At 59.8% G+C, this 24372-nt stretch carries 19 protein-coding genes; 13 read left to right on the top strand and 6 right to left on the bottom strand.

The window, feature by feature from the left end; genetic code table 11:
* Positions 1-192: 192 nt before the first annotated feature.
* Genes ACTJGZ_RS08390 through ACTJGZ_RS08375 form a run of 4 tightly spaced genes read left to right on the top strand, consistent with a single transcriptional unit; the run spans position 193 to position 4664 of the window.
* Positions 193-1344 carry a substrate-binding domain-containing protein gene (locus tag ACTJGZ_RS08390; protein WP_441662481.1) on the top strand — a complete coding sequence of 384 codons (1152 nt, stop codon included), beginning with the start codon at positions 193-195 and terminating at the stop codon, positions 1342-1344.
* Between the two features lie 5 nt (positions 1345-1349).
* The gene (locus ACTJGZ_RS08385; protein ID WP_441662480.1) at positions 1350-2204 is read left to right on the top strand and encodes a branched-chain amino acid ABC transporter permease; all 855 of its coding nucleotides are present in this window, start codon (positions 1350-1352) and stop codon (positions 2202-2204) included.
* On the top strand, positions 2182-3969 hold the full coding sequence (locus ACTJGZ_RS08380) for a branched-chain amino acid ABC transporter ATP-binding protein/permease (RefSeq protein ID WP_441662479.1): 1788 nt from the start codon (positions 2182-2184) through the stop codon (positions 3967-3969). Before ACTJGZ_RS08385 ends, ACTJGZ_RS08380 begins: the two co-directional genes overlap by 23 nt.
* Positions 3966-4664 carry an ABC transporter ATP-binding protein gene (locus tag ACTJGZ_RS08375; RefSeq protein ID WP_441662478.1) on the top strand — a complete coding sequence of 233 codons (699 nt, stop codon included), beginning with the start codon at positions 3966-3968 and terminating at the stop codon, positions 4662-4664. The genes ACTJGZ_RS08380 and ACTJGZ_RS08375 overlap by 4 nt, the downstream gene beginning before the upstream one ends.
* A 165-nt stretch (positions 4665-4829) precedes the next feature.
* On the opposite strand, the gene ACTJGZ_RS08370 is transcribed toward ACTJGZ_RS08375, so the two are convergent.
* Positions 4830-5693: an AraC family transcriptional regulator gene (locus ACTJGZ_RS08370; protein WP_441662477.1), complete on the bottom strand. Its 864-nt coding sequence runs from the start codon at positions 5691-5693 to the stop codon at positions 4830-4832.
* Positions 5694-5862: 169 nt separating this feature from the next.
* Between ACTJGZ_RS08370 and ACTJGZ_RS08365 the strand changes: the two genes are divergently transcribed.
* Positions 5863-7044: an MFS transporter gene (locus tag ACTJGZ_RS08365; protein WP_441662476.1), complete on the top strand. Its 1182-nt coding sequence runs from the start codon at positions 5863-5865 to the stop codon at positions 7042-7044.
* 115 nt (positions 7045-7159) lie between these two features.
* Positions 7160-8053, top strand: coding sequence for an aromatic amino acid DMT transporter YddG (gene yddG / locus ACTJGZ_RS08360; protein ID WP_441662475.1), 894 nt, complete (start codon positions 7160-7162; stop codon positions 8051-8053).
* A gap of 31 nt (positions 8054-8084) precedes the next feature.
* Here yddG and ACTJGZ_RS08355 read toward each other — a convergent pair whose 3' ends face one another.
* Positions 8085-9620, bottom strand: a complete 1536-nt coding sequence (locus ACTJGZ_RS08355) for a phospholipase D family protein (RefSeq protein ID WP_441662474.1) — start codon at positions 9618-9620, stop codon at positions 8085-8087.
* Between the two features lie 322 nt (positions 9621-9942).
* Between ACTJGZ_RS08355 and dbpA the strand changes: the two genes are divergently transcribed.
* The 3 genes from dbpA to ACTJGZ_RS08340 all read left to right on the top strand — a co-directional run bounded on the left by dbpA (position 9943) and on the right by ACTJGZ_RS08340 (position 13800).
* Entirely contained in the window at positions 9943-11331 is a 1389-nt protein-coding gene (dbpA, locus tag ACTJGZ_RS08350) for an ATP-dependent RNA helicase DbpA (RefSeq protein WP_441662473.1), read from the top strand.
* A gap of 78 nt (positions 11332-11409) precedes the next feature.
* Complete coding sequence (locus ACTJGZ_RS08345; RefSeq protein WP_441662472.1) at positions 11410-13281, top strand: DUF3857 domain-containing transglutaminase family protein; 1872 nt, start codon at positions 11410-11412, stop codon at positions 13279-13281.
* A gap of 12 nt (positions 13282-13293) precedes the next feature.
* The gene (locus tag ACTJGZ_RS08340; RefSeq protein WP_441662471.1) at positions 13294-13800 is read left to right on the top strand and encodes a GNAT family N-acetyltransferase; all 507 of its coding nucleotides are present in this window, start codon (positions 13294-13296) and stop codon (positions 13798-13800) included.
* Between the two features lie 169 nt (positions 13801-13969).
* Here the strand turns inward: ACTJGZ_RS08340 and ACTJGZ_RS08335 are convergent, their stop codons facing one another.
* Complete coding sequence (locus tag ACTJGZ_RS08335; RefSeq protein WP_441662470.1) at positions 13970-14098, bottom strand: entericidin A/B family lipoprotein; 129 nt, start codon at positions 14096-14098, stop codon at positions 13970-13972.
* 533 nt (positions 14099-14631) lie between these two features.
* Between ACTJGZ_RS08335 and ACTJGZ_RS08330 the strand changes: the two genes are divergently transcribed.
* A complete protein-coding gene (locus ACTJGZ_RS08330; RefSeq protein WP_441662469.1) occupies positions 14632-15708 on the top strand; it encodes an ankyrin repeat domain-containing protein in 1077 nt (358 codons plus the stop codon).
* Here the strand turns inward: ACTJGZ_RS08330 and ACTJGZ_RS08325 are convergent.
* Positions 15702-16781, bottom strand: coding sequence for an RNA methyltransferase (locus ACTJGZ_RS08325; protein WP_441662483.1), 1080 nt, complete (start codon positions 16779-16781; stop codon positions 15702-15704). The two genes, ACTJGZ_RS08330 and ACTJGZ_RS08325, sit on opposite strands and share 7 nt — an antisense overlap.
* A gap of 277 nt (positions 16782-17058) precedes the next feature.
* Here ACTJGZ_RS08325 and ACTJGZ_RS08320 point away from each other — a divergent pair, with 277 nt between their 5' ends.
* The 3 genes from ACTJGZ_RS08320 to ACTJGZ_RS08310 all read left to right on the top strand — a co-directional run bounded on the left by ACTJGZ_RS08320 (position 17059) and on the right by ACTJGZ_RS08310 (position 20175).
* Positions 17059-17823, top strand: coding sequence for an SDR family oxidoreductase (locus ACTJGZ_RS08320; protein ID WP_441662468.1), 765 nt, complete (start codon positions 17059-17061; stop codon positions 17821-17823).
* A gap of 677 nt (positions 17824-18500) precedes the next feature.
* Positions 18501-19259 (top strand): type IV toxin-antitoxin system AbiEi family antitoxin domain-containing protein, encoded by a 759-nt coding sequence (locus ACTJGZ_RS08315; RefSeq protein ID WP_441662467.1) that lies wholly within the window; start codon positions 18501-18503, stop codon positions 19257-19259.
* Entirely contained in the window at positions 19252-20175 is a 924-nt protein-coding gene (locus ACTJGZ_RS08310; RefSeq protein WP_441662466.1) for a nucleotidyl transferase AbiEii/AbiGii toxin family protein, read from the top strand. The genes ACTJGZ_RS08315 and ACTJGZ_RS08310 overlap by 8 nt, the downstream gene beginning before the upstream one ends.
* Positions 20176-20246: 71 nt before the next feature.
* Here ACTJGZ_RS08310 and ACTJGZ_RS08305 read toward each other — a convergent pair whose 3' ends face one another.
* Together ACTJGZ_RS08305 and ACTJGZ_RS08300 are read right to left on the bottom strand one after the other, a co-directional pair.
* Positions 20247-23564: a DEAD/DEAH box helicase gene (locus ACTJGZ_RS08305; protein ID WP_441662465.1), complete on the bottom strand. Its 3318-nt coding sequence runs from the start codon at positions 23562-23564 to the stop codon at positions 20247-20249.
* 9 nt (positions 23565-23573) lie between these two features.
* On the bottom strand, positions 23574-24350 hold the full coding sequence (locus tag ACTJGZ_RS08300) for a hypothetical protein (RefSeq protein WP_441662464.1): 777 nt from the start codon (positions 24348-24350) through the stop codon (positions 23574-23576).
* Positions 24351-24372: the final 22 nt, after the last annotated feature.

Raw genomic sequence — 24372 nt, 5'->3', positions numbered from 1 at the left:
GGGGAAAGTCAGGGCTTGCCGGTTGGCATGGAAATAGATGGTTTGCCGGGCATGGATAAGCAGATTCTGGCGATTGGTATGGCGCTGGAGTCGGTCTGGCCGCGCCGGCCATTACCGGCTGCGTTGCGGGAAAGCTGGCAGACGGCTTGAGTTTGCCGGGCCGGAAGTGTTGTTTAGTTCATGGAGACAAAAATGAATCGACGCCTATTCCTTCAAACCGCAGGTGCGCTGGCGGCAGCTGGTTGCTGGCCGTCGGCCTGGGCTGCGGACCCCATCAAAGTGGCTGTCATGATTCCGCAGAGCGGCCCGGCAGGTATGTTTGGCCCGGCCTCGCGCGCCAGCGCGGAGCTGGCGGCCGAGACGATCAATGCGCGTGGCGGTATTCTGGGCAGGCCGGTAGCGCTGCTGTTTGGTGATGCCGGGCTGCCGCCTGCCGAAGCGGCTCAGGCTGCGCTCAGGCTTTGGAAAGGGCAGGGGGCGATGGCGCTGGTGGGGCAGCATGACAGCGCGGTGCGAGGGGCCATCGCCGGTATGCTCAAGGGCAAGATTCCCTTTATCTATACGCCAGTCAATGAAGGCGGAAACTGCGCGCCCGGGGTTTATGCGATAGGCGAAACGCCGCAACAGCAATTGGCGACTGTCATCCCCTGGCTGGCCAGCCACCGTGATCCCAAGAAATGGTATTTGATTGGCAATGATTACATCTGGGGCCGCAATACCCATGCAGCAGCCAAAACCTATATTGCCCAGACCGGGGCCGAGATCGTGGGCGAAGAGTTTCTGCCGTTCACGGTAGATAACTTCGATGCGAGCTTGGCGCGCATCCGGGATAGCGGGGCGGATGCGGTGCTGGTTTCTCTGGTTGGCGGGGCGTCGGTCAGTTTCAACAAGGCGTTTGCGAGTTTTGGCCTGGCGGATCAGGCCTTGCGCCTGGGAACGCTGATTGAAGAGAACACCCTGGCAGGGATGGGGCCAGCCAATGCGCGCAATCTGTATTCCAGTGCCGGCTACTTTTCCAGTCTGGAAACACCGGATGCCAAAGCGTTTGCCGATGCCTACGCCAGCCGTTTTGGCGCGCAGGCGCCCATGATGAGCGGTATTGCCGAGTCAACGTATGAAGGCTTGCTGGCGCTGGAGGCGCTGGCCAACCGGGCCGGGTCGCTGGAGGTCGCAGCCATGGATGCCGCCAGCGACGGCACCCGTTATCGCGGGCCGAGGGGCGAGGTGACGCTTGGCGGCAGGCATGTTGCCCAGGATATCTATGTGGCGGAAGTGGGCGAACACGGCTTCCGGGTACTGGAAACCTTTCCGGGCGTGCCTGCCGGCCAGGATTGCAAGGTATAGCCGCGATGGAAACCGATTTGCTGCTGCATGGGCTGAATCTGGCCTATGAACTGGCGACGCTGATGCTGGCGACGCTGGGCCTGGCCGTGGTGTTTGGCCTGCTGGGCGTATTGAATATGGCGCATGGCGAGTTTGTCATGCTGGGCGCCTATGCCGTCGTGACAGTGCAGCAGTGGGGCTGGCCGCTGGCTACGGCCATGCCCGTGGCCTTGGCTGACTGCGCTGCGCTCGGCTGGGCGGTAGAGCGCTGGCTGGTGCGGCCGCTCTATGCCAGGCCCTTCGATACGCTGCTGGCAACCTGGGCGCTGGCCATGCTGCTGCGCAAGCTGGTGGAGGCCATTTGGGGCAAAGGCTATCGCCATGTGGAAAGCAGCCTGACCTTGCCGGTCTCTCTGGGCGGAACGCAGTATCCGTTCTATCGCTTGAGCCTGATTGTCCTGGCCATCGTGCTGATGGTGGCTTTGCTGCTGTGGTACCGGCGCAGCGCGGCTGGCCTGAGGGTGCGCGCCATGACGGGCAATCCGGTGCTGGCCCAGGCGCTGGGCATAGATACCCGGCGCCTGGCTTCCCAGACTTTTGTCGTGGGCGTGATGCTGGCCGGAGCGTCAGGCGTGCTGCTTGCTCCCCTGGTGCGTATTGAGCCAGGCATGGGCCTGGATTACCTGCTGGATGCATTCTTTGTGCTGGTCGTTGGGGGCTTGGGTACCTTGGGCGGCTTTGCCGGGGGGGTCGGCGTGATTGGCGGCTCGCAGGCCGTCATGAGCAGTATTGCGGGGCAGACGAGCGGCTATGCCGTGGTGCTGGTGATTTCGATTCTTTTCTTGTGGCTCAAACCCAATGGTCTCTTCTCACGTCGTTGATTCCCCGAGGGCGCAGGCCGGGCCGCGCGCTACGCTCTGGCGGCGGCTGCCGCCGCTGCTGCTGGTATTGGCGCTGCTGGCGGCGCCGCTGCTGGGCGGGGATTTCTTTGCCTATCAGATCGCGCTCTTCCTGATTTATGGCATTGCCACTCAGGGCGTGGCGTTGTGCTGGGGGCGGCTGGGCTTTTTGCCGCTGGGGCATGCGCTGTTTTTCGGGCTGGGGGCTTATTTGGCCGGGGGGGCGCTGAAAGCGGCGGAAACTGAGCCGCTTTGGCTGCTGGGCTTATTGGCCGCGCTGTTGCTGCCGGCCTTGCTGGCCTGGGGCATCGCCCGCCTGGTGTTCGCGCGCAGCCAGGGCAGCGGCCCGTATTTTTCGCTGATTACCCTGGCCATGACCATGTTGGGCTTTCTGGCCGCGCAGCAATGGAGCAGCGTGACGGGCGGCTTCAATGGCATGGTGGATATTCCCGAGTGGGAGTGGTTTGACCGCTATGGCGATTTTTACTGGCTGGTGGCGGCTGTCGTGCTGGTCAGCACACTGACGGTCAGTGCGCTGCTTCGCCGGCCGCTGGGCGTATTGTGGGATGGGATCGCGCAGAACGAAGACCGTATGCAGCTTTTTGGCTACGCCACAGACCGGATCAAGGCCAGGGCTTATGCCTTGTCGGCGGTGCTGGCGGCCTTGGCTGGCGCTTTGTTCGCCCTGCATCAGGGCATTGTGACGCCGCAGGCCATGGGCTTTGTTCTGTCCACGGAATTTGTCATCTGGGCCGCCGTCGGGGGCAAGACCAGTCCGTATGGGGCTGTGCTCGGGGCGGTGCTGATTGGCTATGTCTCGGCTGAATTGAGGGACAGCTTTGCCTATTGGGAAGTGTTTGTCGCCCTGATTTTTATCGCCGTGGTGCGTTTCATGCCAACGGGATTGGTGGGCTGGCTGGCAGGGCGCTGCGCGCCGCCGGCGCTGGCGGCCCAGGCTGGCCGCACGCCTGCGCCCGGGGCACCGGTCTGCTCGGCAGAGCCTGGTTTGCATTTCAAGGGGGTGGAGGTTCAGCGTTCCGGCGTGCGCATTCTCAATGGTTTGAGCTTGAGCCTGGAAGGGCCGGGGATCCGGGCGGTGATTGGCCCCAATGGCGCGGGCAAAACCTCGGCATTCAATGCCATGACGGGCCGTTTGCCGGTGCGCGGCGGCAGCATCTGGATAAACGGGCGGAATATGACGGGCAGGCCGGCATGGCAGGTCGCGCGCCAAGGGGTAGGGCGCAAGCTGCAGATTCCGTCGGTGTTCCCGGATTTGAGTGTGGGCCTGAATCTTGCCCTTGCGCTGTGGGCCGGGCGGCTGAGCGGCCTGGATGTCATCCGGCGCGCGCCTTTGGCTTGGCATTCGGCCTTGCAGGATGAATTGCTGCGGCGCTTTCCCGAATTGCTGGCGCATTGGAATCAGCCGGCCGGCAGCCTGTCGCAAGGGCAGCGCCAGGCGCTGGAATTGGTGATGACGTTTTTACCGGAACCGGCCTTGCTGCTGCTGGATGAACCCTGCGCCGGTTTGTCGCCAGCGGAAACCCGCCGCATGATTACCGCAATTTGCGAGATCGTGGCGCAATTAGGCGCGGCGGCCTTGCTGATCGAACATGATTTGACGGCGGTGGCCGAGATCGGCGGTGAGGTCTATGTCTTGCACCAGGGCAGTCTGCTGGCGCAAGGCAGTCTGGCAGAGATGCAGGCCGATCCGGCGGTGCGCAATGTCTATGCGGGAGCGCGGAAATGAGCCAGGCGGATTTCGAATTCGAGGGTGTGAGCTGCGGTTATGGCGATACGGTCGTGGTGCGCGGGCTGTCTGGCCGGGTTGGGCCGGGGGAAGTGCTGGCTGTTCTGGGCCGCAACGGGGTAGGCAAAAGCACATTGCTCAAGGCATTGGCAGGTTTTCTGCCCTTGGGCGAGGGGCAGGTTCAATGGCAGGGGCAACGTTTGGATACGCTGCCCGCGCATCGGCGGTGCCAGGCCGGGATGGTCTATTCGCCGCAGGAAAATGTGGTGTTCGGAGACCTCAGCGTGCAAGCCAATCTGTGGCTGCATCATCCGGCAGGCCGGCCAGACAGCCGCTATGACGCATTGTTTGAATTGTTCCCCCGTCTGCGCGAGCGTCTGGCGCAAACCGCAGGCTCGCTCAGCGGTGGCGAGCGCAAGCTATTGGCGTTTGTCCGGACACTGGGCATGCAAGCCGGTTTGTGTCTGCTGGATGAGCCGACAGAAGGCGTGCAGCCGGAGAATATCGAACGCATGGCCGCTGTCATCCGGGAACGGACGGCAGCAGGGCAGCGCTTTCTGATCGTCGAGCAGAATTTGAGCTTTCTGGAGCAGGTGGCTGATACGGTGCTGGTCATGGACCATGGGCAAATGGTTCTGAATGGCCGCATGCAGGACTTGGGGCGCGAGACCCTGGAGCAATATTTGCTGATCTGAACTTTGCCTGTTCTCGCTTGCGCTTGGTGCATGGCTTGTTTTACCTGCGCTGGTCTGGCCCGGGCCTGGCGGGTTGCCCGCCTGCCCGCCTGCGCGTCTGTGTCTGCTGTCTCAGCCCCTCTCAACGCCTAATCAACCCCTAATCAACGCCTATTCAGTGCCTAATCAGCGCCTGCTAGCGCTGGCGCGGCCCTGCTGGTAGGCGCTGGGCGGCTGCCCGAAATGCTGGCGGAAGGTGGCGCTGAAGGCGCTGGGGCTGTCATAGCCGTGCGCCAGCGCCACTTCCAATACCGATGCGCCTGACACCAGCATGGGGACGGCCAGCAGCAATCGGGTGCGGCGGCACCAGTTGCCGAAATTCAGCCCGGTTTCCCGCTGAAACAAACGGGCCAGGGTGCGCGGATGCATGTGCATGTCCTGGGCCCAGGCTGCCAGGCTGACAGCCTGCGCTGGCGCCGCAATCAAGGCGCGGCAGCGTTCCAGCAGCCCCGGATGGGCCGGCATGGGAACATGCAGCGCCAGCGGCGTGGCGGCTTCAATTTCGTCCAGGATCAGCGTCATGATGCGCTCGGCGCGCCCGCCGCCGGGGTAGTCCAGGGGCAGCCCGGTTGCCGCCAGAATCAGTTGCAGCAGCAGGGGCGAGACCTCGATCACCTGGCAATGGGGCCAGAGAGACGGGCGCAGGCCGGGCTCAACAAAAATCGTGCGCATGGCAACAGGCTGGTTGGCCATGCGTATGTCGTGGAAGACCGCTGGCGGCACCCAGACGGCACAGCCTGGCGGTACGACCCAACTGCCGTTTTCGGCGCGGATCAGCATGACGCCCGCCGTGGCATGCAGCAATTGCGCCCGCCTGTGGGTGTGCGGCGGAATGTACGCATTGGCAGGCATATCCGTGCCGTAGGCCACGACCGGGCTCGCCGTCTGTTCCCCCTGCATGGGAGAAGCATGCGGGTCCGGGACGCGAATCAGCCCAGGGCGAATGGTGGCCCAGTGGGCGGCGGAAGACAGGTCGCGGGAAGCATCCATGGTGGTTCAGGCTCAGCTTGTCACTTTTACGACGATTGTTGTGGATTTCGCGTGAGAAGACAATCCTGCCGCTTTTTAAGATGCCCTGATTGCCATTCTTATTTCCCTGTTTGAAGGAAGCAACGATGTCTATGTTTCACTGGCCGGCCTGCGTGGCGCGGGGGCTCTCATGAACCGCGCCCGTCTTGGCTTGCTGACGGGCACCCATGCCGTCAATGATTTTTACCAGGGCCTGGTGCCCGCCTTGCTGCCTTTTATGGCGCTGGAGCGGGGCTATAGCTATACCGCTGTCAGCGGGCTGATGCTGGCGGCCACGGCCTTGTCCAGCGTAGTGCAGCCTTTGTTTGGCATGTATGTTGACCGGGCCGCGCGCCCCTGGATGGTGCCGCTGGGCTTTATGGTGGCGGCTATCGGCCTGGTCTTGATGGGCCTGAGCCCGGAATATTGGGGCAGCTGGATTGCCGCGACGCTGTGCGGCCTGGGGATAGCGGCTTATCATCCGCCGGCCACTGTGGCCGCGCGGGTGGCTGGCGGTTCATCGCAAAAGGCCATGAGCGTCTTTTCCGTGGGCGGCACCATCGGGGCTTCATTCGCGCCTTTGCTGGCCGCTGTCGTGGTCGGGGGCGGCGAGCTGGAGCGCAGCTGGCTGCTGGTGTTGCCCGCGCTGTGCATGCTTGCGGTCTGGATGCTCTGGACCCGGCAGGACAGCCGCAAAGCGGCCACGGCGGCGCAGACGGCAGCCGCGGCTGGCGGGCGCAAGATGCTCGCGGCAAACGACTGGAAGGCATTTTTCCTGTTGTGCGGTGTGATCGTGGGCTGGTCCATTCCCTATGTCATCGTGGTGTCCATGCTGTCCTTATATGTGACGCGTGAACTGGGCGGCAGCGCCTTTGTCGGGGCGGCCGCGCTGACCACGTTCACGGCAGCCGGGGCGGCCGGGACTTTGCTGGGCGGCTGGGTTGGCGATCGCTGGGGGCGCATGGTCTCCATTCGGCTGGGCTATCTGTTGGCGCTGCCTGCGCTGGCTGGCCTGGTATTGGCTTCTTCACCCATGATGGCCTGGAGCTTTACCCTGATGCTGGGGCTGTGCATGTTCCTGCCCTTTGCGCCGCAAGTCACGCTGGCGCAGGATTATCTGCCGCGCAATCAGGCGACGGCCAGCGGCATCACCCTGGGCCTGGCCATGTCCATCGGCGGCATGGTGGCGCCCTTGTTCGGGCTGTTGTCCGATGCCAAGGGCCTGCGCTACACGCTGGGCGCGGTCTTGTGCGTCCTGTGTGTGTCATGCCTGTTGGCCTGGTGCATGCGCAACCGCCTCAATACGCAGCAGCAAATCCTGGCGCAGGCCTGATTGCCCGGGCGGCAGGCCATCCGGCTGGCGGCCTGCCGGCTGCCGCAGATACACTTATGTGTTGGGCTGCGCCGCTTGCTGGCGCGGCCGCCGGTATGGATGAGGCCAGGAATTGATGAATACGCGTAAGGCAACGCTGATCGGTTTGATCGCAGTGCTATTGTGGAGTGCCATTGTGGGCCTGATCCGCGGGGTCAGCGAGTCTTTCGGCGCCACTGGCGGCGCGGCGCTGATCTACACCGTGGCATCGGTTTTCCTGTTGCTGACGGTCGGCCCCAGCCGGGTGCGCGAGTTTCCCAAGCGTTATTTGTTCTGGGGAAGCGTGCTCTTCGTGGCCTATGAACTATGCCTGGCGCTTTCCATCGGGTATGCGCACACCCGCAGGCAGGCCATCGAGGTCGGTATGGTGAATTACCTGTGGCCATCCTTGACCATGGTGTTCGCCATTCTGTTCAACCGGCAGAAGGCCAGCTGGATCATCATCCCGGGGTTTGTGGTCGCCATGGCGGGCGTGTGCTGGGTGCTGGGCGGCGATCAGGGGCTGGATGCAGCCGGCATGCTCGGCAACGTGCGCGATAACCCGTTGAGCTATGGGCTGGCGCTGGCTGGGGCCATTATCTGGGCGATTTATTGCACGGTCACGGCCCGGATCGCCGAGGGCAAGAATGGGGTCACCCTGTTCTTTATGCTGGTGGCCCTGGCGCTATGGGTTAAATATGCGGCCATGGGGGGCGAACCCATGCTGTGGACGTGGCGCAGCCTGGCCTATCTGCTGCTGGCTGCGGCGGCCATGGGGTTTGGTTATGCGGCCTGGAATGTCGGTATCCTGCACGGCAATGTGACGCTTCTGGCTGGCGCATCGTATTTCATTCCGGTGCTCTCCGCCGTGCTGGCTGCGCTCTTGCTGGACACTCCGCTATCTCTCGCATTCTGGCAGGGGGCAGGCATGGTATGCGCAGGGTCGATACTCTGCTGGGTGGCGACGCGCAATCGCGCCGAAGCGGCGTAGCCCAAAGGCCAGTGAGCCGTCAGCCCGAACGCTATAGCAGCGGTTCTATGGGCAGGATGGACAGAAAACGCAGGTACAGCCGTTTCCAGAAAGAGCTGGACGGCTCTTGCGTCAGGCGGATGATGCCATCGGGGCCTTGCGCCAGCCAGACGATTTCATGCTGCTCGTCCAGTTCCAGCTGATAGGCGTAGCGGGGGATGCCATGATCAAAGGCCTGGGACATGGCCTGGGCCAGCGGGGCGCTTTCGATGACCAGGCCCAGTTCGGTATTCAACTGAGCCGAGCGCGGGTCGAAATTGAAGGAACCGACAAACAGCCGTTCCCCATCGACCGCGAACGTCTTGGCGTGCAGGCTGGAGCCGGAGCTGCCGAAGGGGCCTGCTTTTTCCTTGGGGCGCTCGGAGCCGGCATGGCGGCGCAGTTCATAGAGTTCTATGCCTTGTTCCAGCAGCGGCACGCGGTATTTGGCATAGCCCGCATGCACGGCCAGGACATCGGTGGCTTCCATGGCATTGGTCAAAACCCGCAGGCGAACGCCTTGTGCCGCGAGTTGCGCCAAGGCCTCCACCCCCTGGTCGGTCGGCACGAAATAAGGGGAAATCAGGTCCACTGAATGCTTGGGCGTTCCCAGAATATCCGCCAGGCGTGTCATCAGCAGGGCGTCGGTTTGCGCCTGCCCTAGCGCCTTGGCCGGGTCGTCGCTAACCAGGCGCACGGGGGCCCAGTGAAATGCCAGGCGCCGGGCATGGAGGTTCTCAATGAAAGAGGATTGGGCAATGGCTTGCACATAGGCGTGGGCCCGGGGTACCAGCGCGGCGTCGGCCTCGTCCTGCAGCAGGTTTCTGGCCCGCCGTTGGCCGGGCGTGGCAACCAGTTGCTCAAGCGGGTAGGCGGACAAGCTATGCCAGTAACGGTCGAAATCCAGGGAAACATGATCGACGGCCGGGCCAGTGACCAGCACATCCAGGTCGGCGAAGGCGACATCCTGAGTCGCACCGAAATATTCATCACCGATATTGCGGCCGCCGACAATGGTCGCCTGGCCATCGACGGTCAGGGATTTATTGTGCATACGCCGGTTCAGGCGGCTGAAATCAGTGATGAAGCCCAGCGGCTTGAGCGTGCGGAAGGGGAAGGGGTTGAATAAACGCACTTCCACATTGGGTTCGGCGTTGAGCAGGGCGAGCTTGCCGTCCAGGCCATTGGTGCCGTTATCGTCGAGCAGCAGCCGGACACGCACATTGCGTTGCGCGGCCTCGTGGAGCGAATGCAGCAGCAGGTTGCCGGTAATATCGTCGCGCCAGATATAGTATTGGACATCAACGCTGTGTTCTGCCGTGGCAATCAGCAGGATGCGCGCCGCAAAGGCGTCCAGGGAATCCGTCAGCGGCAGGACGCCGGACAGGCCAGGGTGTTGCTCAGTGAGCGGCGCCAGATTCTGGCCCAGCTGCGTGTCCTGCCCAGCTTGTGTCATGATCGCCCGGGATTCGCTGCGGTGGTCCGGCGGGGGCAGGCTGCAGGCGCAGACAAAGCCTGTGGTCAGCATGGCAATCCCGCTTCGTAACATGGCTGTCCTCTGATGCTTGCCCGTGGGGCGTGGCCGTCTGGTTGTTGCCCTTTAGTGGATGCTCTTTAGGGGTTGCTCGTTAGGGGTTGCGCTGCCGTGATGGTGCCGTTGTGACTGCGCTGCCCTGGAGGCATCCAAGCGCCGCTATCGTGGAAGGATTGTCACATAGTTTTCCGGCGGAAAGCTGGCTTGGTCCGAGGCATGCGCACCAGATTCATTCATGGTGTGACAGTCCTGCGCCTGTTGTTGCCCCGCAGCTGCCCTGACCAGCATACACTGTCGGTCGATTCAATCTTGCGCGGTTTTCGCACACCGTTCTACTGTGACCCAAACGCCATTTACTTCCTTGCCCCTGTTGCCCGCCTTGCTGGAAAACCTGCAAAGCCTGGGTTTTGAACAGATGACGCCCATCCAGGCGCAAAGTTTGCCGCTGATCCTGGAAGGCCGTGATCTCATTGCCCAGGCCAAGACTGGCAGCGGCAAGACGGCAGCTTTCGGGCTGGGGGTGCTGCATACCTTGCGGCTCCACAAGCAAACGCCGCAGGCGCTGCTGCTGTGCCCGACCCGCGAACTGGCCGAACAGGTGGCGCAGGAACTGCGCCGGCTGGCCCGCCTGATCCCCAACGTGAAAATACTGACGCTCTGTGGCGGCACGTCTGCGCGTCCGCAGGCCGAGTCGCTGGCGCGCGGCGCGCATCTGGTGGTGGGCACGCCAGGCCGCATCCAGGATCACCTGGACCGCGGCAGCCTCGATTTGTCCGGCCTGACGACGCTGGTGCTCGATGAGGCCGACCGCATGGTGGATATGGGCTTTCATGACGATATCGTCGCGATTGCCTCGCGTTGCCCCTCCAAGCGCCAGACCCTGCTGTTTTCGGCGACCTACCCGGAAAATATCCGCAAGCTCAGTGCCCGCTTCCTGCGCAACCCGGTCGAGGTCAAGGTCGAAGCGCAGCACGATGCCAGCCGCATCGAACAGATTTTCTATGAAATCGACGAAAGCGAGCGGCTGGATGCCGTGGCCACCTTGCTGGGGCACTTCCGGCCGGTCTCCACCCTGGCTTTCTGCAATACCAAAATCCGCAGCCATGATCTGGTGGAGCGCCTGCAAGCCGCTGGCGTCAGCGCCGAGGCGCTCAATGGCGACCTGGAACAGCGCGAACGCGACGAAATCCTGATCCAGTTCGCCAACCAGAGCTGCGCCGTACTGGTGGCCACCGATGTGGCAGCCCGCGGCCTGGATATCCAGAACCTGGGGGCGGTGATCAACGTGGATGTGACCAAGGATACCGAGGTGCACATTCACCGCATCGGCCGCAGCGGGCGGGGCGAGCAAAAAGGGCTGGCGCTCAACCTGTGTTCGCCCAATGAAATGCGCTGGGCCAACCTGATCGAGCAATACCAGGGCAAGCCGCTGGTCTGGGCCGATATCAAGGCTTTGCGGCCCAAAGCCGACCGGCCCTTGCGGGCGCCTATGGTGACGCTGTGCATCCAGGGCGGCAAGAAAGATAAGCTGCGCCCGGGAGACCTGCTGGGGGCGCTGACAGGTGAGGGCGGCCTGGTTTTTGAACAGGTAGGCAAGATCAATATCACTGAATACAACGCCTACGTGGCGCTGGACCGGAAAATCGCCAAGCAGGCGTTTTCTCGTTTATCCAATAGCAATATCAAGGGCAAGCGTTTCCGCATGCGCTTCCTTGGAGAACTCTGAAACCGCATCACTGACCAATGGTTGGGCCAGGTTCATGGCAAAATTTGCCTGGCTCAACCGTTTCATACCAAGGTCCTGATGCACCGTCTTCCTTTCAAACCGTCCCTGCTCGCTGCCAGCATTCTCTGCGCGGCCACGCCCGTCTTCGCCGCATTGCAACCGATCGCCGAAGCGCCCCTGGCTGGCGACATCGAGTTCAGCTGCCAGTTCAATGCCGACAACAGCACGGATTGCTTGAGCACCTACAGCTTTACCATCCTCAAGCCTAGCGGCCGCGAAATGCTCTCGCGCATAGATCGCAGCTATGCCGAGACCGACAGCCTGACGGTGGAAAAGGCCGAAGTGACCCAGCCCGGCGAGCAGCCGGTGCCGCTGGACGAGTCGCAGATAGACACGCGGACTGCGCCCAACCCTGACCAGGGATTCCTGCGTGAACACCAGACCTCCCTGGCGTTTCCCAACCTGCGCGTCGGCACCCGCATCAGCTACACCTTGCGCGAACACTTCGCGGCTCAGCCCTTGGGCACGCAGTTTCACTATGTTTTCAATCGCCAGCCTATGCCGGTGCGCGATGACAGTTTCGTGGCGACATTCACATCCGAGCGGCCGATTGTCATGGGCCAGGAAATGCTGGACGCCTATCGCGTCGAGCAAAGCGCCGACAAGAAAACAGTCAAACTCAGCCTGAAAGAGCCGCCGCTTTACTTGAATTACATCAACGAGGCCGATAACGCTTACCTGCGCCATGCGCCCCGCCTGGAGCTTGGCAGCTCGCTGGATTTGCAGGAAAACCTAGGCCCGTTTGCCGCGCGGTATAACGAAATTCTGAATGCAGCGCTGCCCAAAGGGGCGGCGGCCGCGGTGGCTGCTGTCCAAGGCAAGCCCGTGCCAGAGCAGGTCGCCGGGCTGATGCAATACATCAACGACACCTACCGCTATCTGGGTGATTGGCGCGCCAGCGGGCGTGGCTATGTGCCATTCACGCTTGAAGAAATAGAGCGCAATGGCTATGGCGACTGCAAGGATTTGGCCGTGCTGCTGGGCGCTATGCTGAAGGCGGCTGGCATCAAGGCCGAACCTACCCTGGTCAGCCGCGGCGACATGGCGCGTGAATTGCTGATTCCTGGTATGTATGCGCCTAACCATGCCATCGTCCGTGCCGAGGTGGATGGCCAGGTGTGGTGGCTGGACCCGACCAACCCGGTATTCGCGCCAGGCCGCATCATGCCCGATATTCAGCAGCGCTGGGCGCTGGTGCTGGGGGCGGACGGACAGGTGCGGCGTGAAGACATTCCCCTGGAAGCGCCCAGTGATACCTTGAAAGTTACCCGCCATGAGCACTACACCCAGGACGGCGAGGCCAGCGTTGAATCGCGTGTGGAAATGTCCAATGCCTTGCTGATGGACGTCAGCGTGACGGACCGTCTGTACGGCCGGACCAGCACGGACCAGGAACTGTGCCGCAGATTCGCCAAAGAAGGCAGCGACTGCGTGCTGGAACGAGAAGAAAGCACCTTTGTCGTGCCCGCCAGCTATGTCGTCGCCGCCCGGTTGAGCGACCGCCGCGCGCTGGAGCGACGTGGCGGGCAATACACCTACAGCCGCGAGGACCTGGCCGGCCAGTGGGAAGCCTTTGCCAAGTATCGCAGCGAAGGCCAGATGGCCGACCTCTACCAGGGCGAACCGCAAATCGTGACATATGACGTCACCCTGTCCGGCGGAAAAATCGACGAACCGGCCCAGCAGTGCAAAATCGGCAGCCCCTGGTTCGACATCGAGCTCCAGGCGGAACCCACCCCCGACGGCTATCGCTACCGTTATCGCGAAGCTCAGAAAGTCAGCTGGCTCAGCCACGATGAAATCAACAGCGCCGAGTTCGGCAAGCTGATCGACGACAGCCGCCGCTGCATCGAAAAACTGCATCTGGCGGTGACGTTGCCCAAGTCTTGAGAAGGAGAACCCATGTTGATTGTCAGGGCAGTCCGGCCAGAGGAGTGGGCGATTTATCGCGATACGCGTCTCAAGGCCTTGCAGGATTCCCCGGATGCCTACGGTAGTCTCTATGGCGACGAGGTGGTGCGCACGGACGCCATGTGGGCGGAACGTATTGCTGCCGCCGCGGCGTCAGGGCGGGATCATGTTTTGTTCGCGTTGCAGGCGGCGCGGGTGGTAGGGATGGCGTGGTGCAAGCTGGCGCCGGAAACCGGATTAAGCGCGCATCTGTACCAGATGTGGGTGGATCCTGCTGCGCGAGGCCAGGGGGCAGGCCATGCATTGCTGAAGGAAGCGGCGGGCTGGGCGGCACGCCAGGGGGCACGCGAAATCGGCCTGGGTGTGACGCAGGCAGACCAGGCCACGCCAGCCATGCGCCTGTATGCCGCATTTGGTTTTCAGCCGGCGGGCAGTGCGGAGCCTTTACGGGCGGGCAGCACGCTAATGATGCTGCCTATGCGGCTGCAACTGGGCTGAGCCGTTTGAGAAAAAGGGGTAACTGAAAAAGAGCGGCTGAAGAAGGGCAGCTGAAAAAGGATGGCGGCTTGCCGGGACGGCCCGGCGGTAAAAATGCCTCAGGAACCGTTAATGGTTCCTGAGGCATTTTTCTTTGGGCTATGAGAATAGGCGCCGCACAACGGCTGCGCTATTTGCTTTGTTCCTGAATTTTCTCACCGCCACGTTCGACGTCCTTGCCAATGCCGTCAACGGTATTGCACCCGGTCAGGCCGGCGGCAAGCAAGGTGAGCGCGAGGATAAGGGCTTTCTTGTTCATACAGCCTCCTTGAAAAATCAGGATAAGGATGGAAGAAGAACTGATTGTGGCTCCGGCGTACGCCAGCCAGTCTCATCGCCCTGATCTATGGCGCTTGCTGGGTACCGGAAACCTGTTTTCAGGATAGCAAAACTTGCCAGTCATGCTACGGCTTGGAAGAGATGGTTACGAATGTCAGATATTTTGATACAGAACCTGCGAGAGGCAAAACAAGGCGATTGCCTGTGCTGGTTCAGCCTGAAAGCACAAGCGGGCGGCGCCTGCCGTGCCGATATTTTGGGCGAGACCGCGGGCGATAGCGGTGCTGATTGCATGGCCAGATGCCGCGGGGCCCATCAAAAGAGGGGAGCCGGGCGAACCGAGGGCTGGCGCGGATGCTGGCCAATCCTGGGCAGGGCAGGGTTGGCGTTGCATCATGGCAGAACATTATTTATCGTTGGGCGTATAACGGTGAACAATGCGGCCGCACGCCTTGAAAGCGGCGCACAACCTCAGGCTGGCCGCAGGGCGGGCTGCTTTCTGAAACGGCACGAATGATAAAAATTGCAGATTTGGGCACTTTTAAACAGGTGCCGCCACTGGTCGAGTCATTGATTGCTGGCGATACCGTTGCGCTGGAGGGCTTTCGCACCGCAGGCTGGGACATCGAGGCCGCCATCACCCTGAGTGACTACATTCAGGAACGGCCGCTAGTGCTGGCGTTGTGCGCGAATGCTGCAGCATCAGTGCATTGGCTGGTCAGTCATGGGGTCAGGCTGAATCGGGCCGATGCGCCGGCATTCCCGATTGCCGCGCGCTACACCGATCCGGCCATGATGCGTTATCTGGCGCAGCATGGCGCTGATGTGCACGCTGTGAGGAAAGTGGGCGGTGATGCCTATATGCAGGCCTTGTACGGCGGCAAAATCGAACACCTGGAGGAAATCCATGCCCTTGGGCATGCCGCAGCAGAGCATGGCGGACAGGCGTTTCGTTCCGCAGTGTTCGAGCGTAAAAAGCGGGCGGTTGAATTTTTCCTGGCGCATGGGGTGGACGTTAATTTCAAGGGAAAGGATCAGGTGTTTTCCGATAGCGCGACCCCGTTGCTGGTAGCTGCGCGCAACCGCGATAAGGGCATGTGCCGCCTGCTGGTGGAGCATGGCGCGGACGTCCTGGTAACGAGCCGGGATGGCGAGCGCCCTTACACGGTGGCTCTGGAAGAAGGCGACGAAGCCTTGGCGGCCTATTTCCGGTCACTGGAACCCGTCGAGCTGCACAGCGTCGAGCACAGGCTGCGCGAGCTCGAACCATACAAGCTGCCAGCGGAAATGCTGGAATTCCTGCAAGGAGAGCAGCGGCGTGTTGAACTGCCGGATTGCGACTTTGGCTTCTTTGAATTCTTCGCGCTGACCGACATCTTCCCGATGAAAGTCGGCCGCAGGAAGGTCTTGCGGCTGAGCAAGGAATCCGGCGATTACACCGATGTGGTTCTCGTCTGGAATCCGACCAAAGGACGCATTGGCTACTGGGACATCGAGCACGAGGAGTACGCTGACCTGGCCACCTTCAAGACCTTCATGGCGAACCCTGCCAAGTACATGAACGGCGTGCTGGACGGCGATTATCAGTGAGGCATGGCCAGCGCCGCTGGCTGTGCAGGCGCTTGCCCAGGATGCCGGCGCCGCACTTCCACCACTTTCCCTTCACCCGCAGCGCGTGCGCGCAACTGCCCGCAGCCCGCATCCACATCCTGCCCGGCGCTGTTTCTCACCTTGGTGAGCACGCCATGGCCATGCAGATACTGCACGATGTGACGGATACGTTCCGGGTCAGGGCGCTGGTAATCATCTCCTTCAAGGCTATTGAAGGGGATGACATTGAGGACACCATACTTGCCCTTGAGCAGATGCAAAATGGCGTCCAGTTCGTCATCGCCATCATTGACATCCTTGAGCAGCGTCCACTGATACTGGATGGGATAGTCCGTTGAACGCGCGTATTTCTCACCCAGCGCGATCAGGGTATCCGGCGCAATCTTCGGCGCGCGCGGCAGCAAATGCTCGCGCAAGCTTGCCTTGGTCGTATGCAGTGAAAGCGCCAGGGCGGGTTTGACGCGCTGCCGGGGCAAGGCCTCAAAGACGCGCGGGTCGCCCACCGTGGAAAACACAAGATTTTTGTGCCCGATATTGCCCTCGGTGCCTAGTAAGTCGATGGCCTCAAGCACGTTATCGAGATTATGGGCGGGCTCGCCCATCCCCATGAACACGACTTTCTTGACCGGGCGCAGGCGCCGCGCCAGAACCACCTGGGCGAGAATCTCCATGCTGGTCACCTGACGCAGCAAGCCGCTCTTGCCGGTCATACAGAAACGGCAGCCCACGGCGCAGCCAACCTGCGTGGAAACACACAGCCCGCCGCGCGGCAGCAGCACGCTTTCCACCATCTGGCCATCGGCCAACTGAATCAGCAGACGTGAACCCTCAGTGCCCGGATGCTCCGAATGAATACGGGCCAGCCCATCCAGCTCCGCTGTCAGCGCGGGCAGGGCCTGACGCAGCGCCAGCGGCAGAAAATGTTCAGCGGGCCGCCGCTGCGTGCCGCTATCCAGCGCCTGCCCGCTCAGCCAGGCGCGCAGAATCCTGCCGCGATGAACCGGCAAGGCATTAAGGGAAGTCAGGCGCTGGGTGAAATCGGAGAAACGCATGGGAGCGGATTCTACCTTGCCGGGAGAGAACCCGGTGGCGGGGATGCCATGCAGATACTCGATTGGCATGCGGCCTCTATATTAGGGTACCCTGGATGAAAGACAGTGCGCCGCGGTATCCGGCTCACGCTCGTGTCATGTGCCGCGGCTAGGGTGTGGTTCAGGAGAGGCTGGCGGGCGCTGGGAGCGCTGACGGCGTCTTTACCCCGGTGAGGGCGGCGCTGCATCGTCAGAGCATCATTGTCATGTCGTTCATATTTTTGCTAAGGAGATTGCAATGGGTCGTGTTACTGGAAAAGTCGCATTGGTAACGGGTGCTGCACTGGGTATTGGCAAGGCTTCGGCAGAACTATTGGCCCGCGAAGGGGCCAAGGTCGTCGTCACCGATCTGAAAGTCGAAGAAGGCCAGGCTGTGGTCAAGGAGATCAAAGCCCAAGGGGGAGATGCCATCTTCGTGCAGCATGACGCTTCCAAGGAAGATCAATGGGAAAAAGCCATTGCCGCGACATTCGAGGCATTTGGAAAACTCAACGTCGTGGTCAACAATGCCGGGATTGCGCTGGGCAAAAATGTGGAAGAAACCACATTGGCCGAGTGGCGCAAGGTGCAGGACATCAATCTGGACGGCGTATTCCTGGGCACGCGCTTCGGCATCGAAGCACTGAAGAAAAGCGGTGGCGGCTCCATCATCAACCTGTCCTCTATTGAAGGGCTGATTGGTGACCCCAACCTGGCTGCCTACAACGCCAGCAAAGGCGGCGTACGCATCTTCACCAAATCGGCAGCACTGCACTGCGCCCAGGCCCGCTACGGGATTCGCGTCAACTCCGTTCACCCGGCCTATATCTGGACGCCATTGGTGCAGGAACTGGCAGAAGACGAGCAAAGCGACGCCTACAAACGCCTGGTCAGCCTGCATCCCGTCGGCCACTTGGGGGAACCGAACGATATCGCCTACGGCATCCTCTACCTGGCATCGGATGAATCGAAGTTCATGACAGGCAGCGAACTGGTCATTGATGGCGGGTACACGGCGCAATAAGCTGTTTTTTGACTGCTAGTGATTCGTCACAGAAACCGGACGCATGGTTTGGGCTGGACTCACAGACAAACCAAACCGTCATTGCGTGAGTGCTAAACAGGCCGAAACGGAAAAGTTTGTGGTCTGTTTAGCTATGGCTAACGACAGTTGCGTATTGGTGAGTTTTGCGAAAAAAAAGCCCAAACCGAAGTTTGGGCTTTTTTTGAATTTGGAGCGGGAGACGGGCTCCTGGATGAAGTCATAACTCATTGATTTAAAACAAATTAACTTCATCTTGAATGACTGGATGGACTAGATTTTGGACTAGCTTTTTCGCAACGTCAACGTCGGCTGTCCACCGGCATCCAGTGGCTTCCGCTGGCATCCATGATGTATCCCGCCAAGCCGCATCAGTCATCATTGCTAAGGTAGATGTCTTGCATGAGGTTGCCCGATGATTCATGGTTGCCCCAAGTATGGACGATGTTTTGCCTTCGAGTCGTACGATAAGAACAGCCGGAACCGCCTTCCAATCTGGGCCCCTCGTCAAGTGGTGCGGTGGGCCTATCTTGGTCGCGTTGCTCAACTTAGCGGGTTAAGATTAGATTGTGTAATGAAATTCTACTATAGGGTGAATTTCAGAGGAGAATCTATTAGCTCTAGTGGCGAGTGATTAGATTTTGACTTATATTTCTTGCATGAGTGAACATTCGAGACACCAGATAATCAAGCGCCTGCAGGCGGAGCTTCCTCGGGGAGCACCGTTCGATCTCGCCGTGCTTGAAACCTTTGGTGTGTCACCCAAACTGGCTGCCCGTTACGCCGAGAGCGGCTGGCTGGTGCGCCTGGGACACGGCGTCTATGCCTATCCCAATGACAACTTTGACGCCAGCGGTGCGCTGCGGCTCCTGCAAGAGCGGGTCGCCGGGCTGCACATCGGCGGCAAAAGCGCCCTGGCGCTGCAAGGGGTTCGGCACAACCTGGCCCCCAGGGAAACCTTGGTGCTCTGGGGGGAGACCCGCTTTGCGTTGCCTGGCTGGTTCACCACACGGTTTCCATCGCGCTACGTCAATGCAAGGCTGTTCGAATGGCCAGGCGGTGATCTCGCCAACAAGACCCTGCACACACCACCCGGACAGCCTGCTGGACTGCGGGTGGCAGTGCCCGAACGCGCAGTGCTGGAGCTGCTCTACGACACTGGCACGCGGGAAAGCCTCGAAGAATCCCGCAATCTGTTCGACGGCCTGCGCTCACCGCGCAAGGACGTGCTCGGACGGCTACTGGCCTGTTGCATCAGCGTCAAGGCCGTGCGCCTGTTTCTGACCTGGGCGCGGGAAACCGGCGTTATTGATGTGGATGAGTTGCTGGCGCAATACCCGGTACGCTTCGGCAGCGCTAGGCGCTGGATGAGTCGGCTGGACGATGGAACCCTCTTGAGCCTGAACCCTCATGGATAAACACTATGCCGACACCGTCCGCCTGTTGCTGAGCATCACGCCCGACGTGTTCGATAACGACATCTTCGCCATGAAGGGTGGTACGGCCATCAATCTGTTCCTGCGGGACATGCCCCGACTGTCGGTAGATATAGATGTGGTGTACCGCCCTTGGCAGACACCCCGTGATCAGGCATTACTGGATATCAACCAGGAACTGGCCGCCATCGCGCAACGCGTCGAACGCCTTGGCGTACAAACACGGCTGATCCGCAGCAAAGACCTTGGTGACACCAAGCTGATCGTCGAGAACGAAACCAGCCAGGTCAAAGTCGAGGTCAATGTCGTGTTTCGTGGCACGGTGCTGCCCATCGAGCGCAGGCCGTTGAGTGCCCGCACTGGCGATCTGTTCGGGGTCGAATTTGCGGTGCCGGTGCTCGCGCCGGACGAACTCTATGCAGGCAAACTGGTCGCCGCCCTGGATCGCCAGCACCCGCGAGATTTGTTCGATGTCTGGCAGTTGTTCCAGACCGGAGGCCTGACCGATGCCATGGTCGAATGCTTCGTGGTCTATTTGGCAGGGCATAGCCGACCCACTCATGAAGTGCTGTTCGGGAACGATAAGGACATCACAGCCGAATATGAACGCGCTTTCGTTGGCATGACTGAAGTGGACTGCCCACTTCAGGTTCTGCTCGAAACCCGAACCCAACTACGCCAGGAACTGCCACGGCGGTTGAGTGCCGCCCACCGGCAGTTCCTGAGCGGACTGGCCCGCGCCGAACCCGACTGGTCGCTGTTGCAATGCCCGCACGCCGATCAGTTGCCCGCGTTGCGCTGGAAGCTCGCTAACTTGGCAATCTTCCAGAGACGCCGTTCACAAGACTTTGCCGCGCAGGCTGATGCACTCGATGCCGGGCTACGTTCTAGGATATAAATAATGCTTACGGTGCTTTGTGGTAGTTAGTAACAGAGAGAGGCAGAATGTCCACAAAATATCATGTGGGTCTATTGGTCATACCATGCAGCATCAGTTTTGACCCGAGTTAAAACATCCTTCCATGGTTCATTGGGTGGGGCTGAACTCATCCACCAGCCCATCTCCTCCCATTGGGCATGGACGCCGACACGGGATAGCGCCTTTCCCCGATATCGGGCTAGGGCAAGTTTTTCGACAGTATCATAACCTTCCCGCACACAGCTTCCGAGTTTTTCAAGGTGTATCGAGGCAAGTTCGTCCATTGCCAAGGAAAACTCCTCCTTGGCAATGTACCGTCGCACGAGCTCTGGTAGCGAAAAGATATAAGCTAGCTCTGGAAGAACTCGTAGTACGAACCTGCGTGCCTGAACAAATTGCTTCGATTTCCGGGCAGGGGGATTGATTGTTTGAATGTCAGCCAGTGTTTTCCCTGTCACCCACGCCTTTAGGGCTGCGAGGGAGATATCAATCGCTAGCTTGCCGCGTTCCGCGTCATCCTGCACTTCTGCGAAATTCGTGCCCATGTAATCGTTCAAACTCTCTCGGCGGATCATCTGAGAGAGCAGAATGGGTCGTTCCGCCAACCATTCCGATGTCCACGCAAACCAATGGGAGGTCTGGCGCCCCTCGGGTGGAATCTCATCAAGGCGCTGCCTCAACTCGCGCAATACGTCTGACCTAACTCCATAGCTAGCAGCCAACCTGTCCGCCCAATCTGGATCCGCGTCCAGTTCTTGCATTTTTCTGCGTACGGCGATGGCATGATTGATACGGTCGTTGAGCTTGTCCTGTTTCCCCTGCTTTCTTAAGCGATACGCTAAAAATGACCTATTCAGCAAATTTTTGGCAGCACCATCCATGTCCTCAGTGTCAGTAGTAATCGGTAGCCGACGCAATAAGTAATCAGCGTCACCTTCCACATGGTGGTCGCTGGCTTGGATGCGATCCAAAAGTGCTTCAAGAGGGTCCTCAATCGCTAAGCATTGGTCACTTTGCGCGAAAATGCTCTGAAGTTCGGTCCAGTGCTTGGCTATTCTGTTACTGGATTCATCAAAGTCCACAACCTTGCTTGGCACCACGAGCACCAGGCCATATGAGCTTTGTCCCGCACGGCCGGCTCTTCCTGCGGCGTTGAGAAGGTCATGTGCCTTCATCCGAGCCAGTTGCTGGTTTTCCTCGTCAAACTTGCTATCGCCAGCAATGATGACCACATGACTGGGCAGGTTCATACCCTGCGCAAGAGTCGACGTCGCGACAAGCACGGACACTCCATCTGCACGTTTGAACAGCGCCTCGTGCAATTGCCTTTCGGCCGGCAATAGCAAGCCGTGGTGACAAAGACTTGACCATTTAGCAGCTTTGCCTTGGACGGTCTCGATGTACAGAGCTGAAGCATCTCCAACTTCCTTAAGTGCTAACTCATAGAGCGCCTGTTCGTCGGCTAAAAAGGGAATATTCTTTTCGCCGAGGTGCTGTCCGGCGGCCTTTTGAGTGCTTACGGCAAGAGGCACTGTGTGCGCAAAAATAAGCGTCTTGATTCCATCATTGCGAGATGCATAAGAGGCAAGTTCGGCAGCTACGCTGTTAGCATTTGCAGTTAATCTCCACGTGGTGCTGCTTACCGAAAGCTTAGTTTCATTCTCAGACAGCGGCTGAAGTGAGTAGTCATCGCGGTTTTTCGAATCCCAGCGAAATCGTAAGCCCAAAAGTCCCAGAGGTTTTGCTGTGAGCGTCTGCTTCAGTGCTGCATTTGGTTGGGGGGCCTCTTCGCCCTCGTCCAGCATAGACTGTCGCGCGTCAGTCAGCATCGTGCGAAGCTCCGCCACTCGTGTGCTGGAGAAGACCACGCACCCTCGCACTTGACGGGTTGGCTTCCATGCCATGTTGAGAGGTAGGCATGGGCGACTGGTCAGTTCAGCCAGCCATGCTGCTACTTCTGCTGTATTACTCATCATGGCGGACAGCAGTAGATAGTCGGCGTTAGGTGCTTGCACGGAAAGATTCAAGATGCACAACATCGCATCCACGGCTCGTCGGCTGCGGTCGTTGACACCGGCATGCAGCAAGTGGCATTCATCAAATACCAATAAGCCGACATTTTCGAAAAGTTCCGGTTGATAGCCCATGAGCGCGAGACAGCGCTCTGGCGTCATCACGGACATTGGGGCCAACCTGTTTCCAATATCAAAATCGAACGGGTTGTCGCTTGCCCGCTCTCTGTCCAATTGAGCGGTCGGGAACGTTTTGTTTAGTGAGCGTGCTGTCTGGTCGACCAACGCAAGGGTGGGAGCTAAGAATATTGTGTCTTTCCCTTGGCACAGATTCGCGAGAATCTTGAGCTCGGAGAGCGTTGATTTGCCAGCTCCCGTAGGGAAGCTAATAGCCGCTGAGATTCCAGGCGTTAGATAGCCTTGTCGGACAGCATCGCGATGGTTCGCCCAGAGATATGGGCGTGTCTTGGCAATGTGGGCAAGGCCCTGTGCCCACAACAACTCACTAACACCAGATGGCGCTTTCAAGCGCGCCAAGCTGTCAGCGGGCAGCTCGCGCCCGACTGACTTCAAAAGTGATGCCAAGTGACGCGGGCCAGGAAAGGCGCTGTGACCGATACTTCCTACATATTGGACTGTGGGCTCCGAACAAAGCCTCTCAATCCTGTCGAGCTCCTGAAGCGGTGCTGGATGCCCCTCTATGTCAAGAATCTCGGCCGCGATGGCTTTGACGCAACGATGCAGCATCAAGTAAAGTGCTGTGGCTCCGACCTCAGCAAGCGTGAGGTCCCCGTCTAACGATGGGGCCACAGGCTGTGTCTCGTCACTGAGCAGCTCACCTAATTCCCCGGTCGCCAACAGCTTGATGTCTCTCAGTAGCCTTCGCTCAACTGCAGGAACTTCTTCTGAAATCTCAATTTGATGCGACATCTCTGCGGCATCAGGGCTGGCGCCAGCCGCAAGGAATAGTAGGGTAGCGGAGACCTGTGGTGTAACACCACCGGCGGTAAGAAGAAACCGCTTGTCTGTTGGCTTCGAGAGAAGACCTGCCTGTAGTGTCACATAGTGTGCAGTGGCTGCAAGAAAGGCTGCTCCCCGGCGATGTGGACCTTCAGGATTGATCGACGCAATAGCTTCCTGCGTAAAAGCAATCTTGCGGAGCTGGTCAATTTCTGGGCGTAGAGCCCCAAAAAAATCATCTTGCCGCCCAGCTGCCTTCGCCAAACTCCGTACACGTAGACGTACCGCTACGATTTCTGCATAGGCTTTTGTGAGGGTCTTCGGAAGCGACTCTGGATCAAGACCGGACAACGGTGGTGCAGAGCGAATTAACTCTGATGTGGGTTCATCGAACACGTAAAGCCCTCAATCTCTTGTAGCAGAAGCTCTGACCTTCTTAATGGCTGCCTGTGCCAATTCGTCCATCCATTCCCGAAGCCCTTTTACGGCAAAGACTTCAGCTCGTCGGCGATGCACACCTCCTGTAACCTTGGTTGAATATCCTTTGAAGAGCTTTGCTTGTGAGTTGTCAGTACTTTGCTCATCAGTAATACTCAGTCGAAACCGACGGACCTGCGTCCACATAACGGCAGCCACCGCTTGCTCAGGGTCTGGGTGCTTGGCGCGCGCGAGTAGGGATGTAACTTCTGATGTGACAAGGTGTTCATTGTCCCCCGTCTCAAACTCTTCAAACTCCGGCCACACCTTACTAGTCACCATTGAGCGCGGATTGGTTGTTGCCTTGTCCTCGAACAAGACGACTGCGGAAATCTTCTGCGCGGCATCAATGTCCACCTGTAGCCCATCAAGGCCCTTGTGGGCATGAATCATGTGCGGCACATTTAGGAGGGCACCAGGGGTTCGCTTTTGGGCAGCGAGCCATGACATTACTTGGAACATCCAGCCATCCCGATGGCTAGGATCATTGCCCGTTACGGTGAGGAGTTTGATTCCCCCTCTGCTTGCACCTTTTGTTGTTGGCAACGCAGCAAGACCTGCGGCATGCATGATTTTCGCCACATGGCTCGACTGGCCCATTGCAACTATCGCAATCGCATTTGCGAGCTCGTCAATGGAGGGGATGCTCCAAGTGCACCCCTGCCACTCTGTTTGTACCGAGAATACCTTCAAATTTATCGGCATACGGCTCCTGTTTCGAGTGCAT

It is taken from the genome of Kerstersia sp. (assembly GCF_052103615.1).
GTDB lineage: Bacteria > Pseudomonadota > Gammaproteobacteria > Burkholderiales > Burkholderiaceae_B > Kerstersia.
This window is presented reverse-complemented; position numbering and strand designations above follow the sequence as displayed.